The 939-nt window shown below is 44.1% G+C and carries 1 protein-coding gene; it reads right to left on the reverse strand.

Features of this window, described 5'->3' with window-relative positions; translation table 11 throughout:
- Positions 1-224 precede the first annotated feature (224 nt).
- Positions 225-536 (reverse strand): ArsR/SmtB family transcription factor, encoded by a 312-nt coding sequence (locus ACTHS3_RS15200; RefSeq protein WP_070608353.1) that lies wholly within the window; start codon positions 534-536, stop codon positions 225-227.
- Between the last annotated feature and the right edge of the window lie 403 nt (positions 537-939).

Raw genomic sequence — 939 nt, forward strand, 5'->3', positions numbered from 1 at the left:
CGCCCGCACCGCCTTCTACCCAAGTGCCGTAAAGGCGGACGAGTTTTTCAGACGGCTGGTCGTTTTGGGCAAGTTGCTCTTCCATGGCGGATTTGAAGATACGGTTTTTAGCGGTTTTGCCGTTTGGAAAAGTGAATGGCGTGAATAACATAATCGTTCCTTTAAGTTAATAAGTTTAAAAATGTAAACGTATTTAGGTAAAAATAAAGGGTTAATGGATAACCCTATTTTGAAAGTGGGCAATTTTGTGCCATCAAATCGGCAAGCTGTTTTAACCTCGCCACCGCATCCGCCATGGCAATACTGTAAAACCGCTCTTTGCCGACCTGCTCCACCGCCACCGCTCCGGCTTGCAGCATGATTTTCAAGTGATGCGACACCGCAGGGCGCGACAGATGTAGATGCTCGGTCAGCTCATTCACATTCATCTTGCCGTGTTCCCACAGCACACGCAGGATTTGATGACGGTTTTCATCGCTCAACACGGTAAAAATGGGAATGCACTCGCGCATTAAATTCATGGTTTGGTGTGGCATATTCGGCTTCTTGAGTTTATAAGTTTAAAAACTTGAACGCATTTTAAAGGTAACGATGGGAAATGTCAAAGTGAATTTTCAGAAGATGGTTTTAGCGTACAAATCACAGCGTTTCATCAATAATCATCTCAGTCTACAAACCGTTTCAGACGACCTTTTTCGTAATAAAGAGCGGTCAAATTTTTAAGTGTTTTGCAAATCATCTTAAAAATTTGACCACTTGCATCATTATCAAGACCGCAGTCGTCTGAAACATTGATAGACCGGTTACTGATGTTCGCTTTCTGCTACTTTTGTCCATTTTGCCAATGTCTGCTTCATCTGTACCTGAGGGATGAAGCGGGCCATCCGTTCTACTTCCTTGCCTTGATAAAACAGCAGCCATGCAGGTACGGTCAGCACG

Source organism: Neisseria sp. P0009.S007 (genome assembly GCF_051962515.1).

Coding starts and splice junctions, on each gene's coding strand:
- ACTHS3_RS15200 (WP_070608353.1), bottom strand. CDS start 536: ATGCCACACCAAACCATGAATTTAATGCGCGAGTGCATTCCCATTTTT.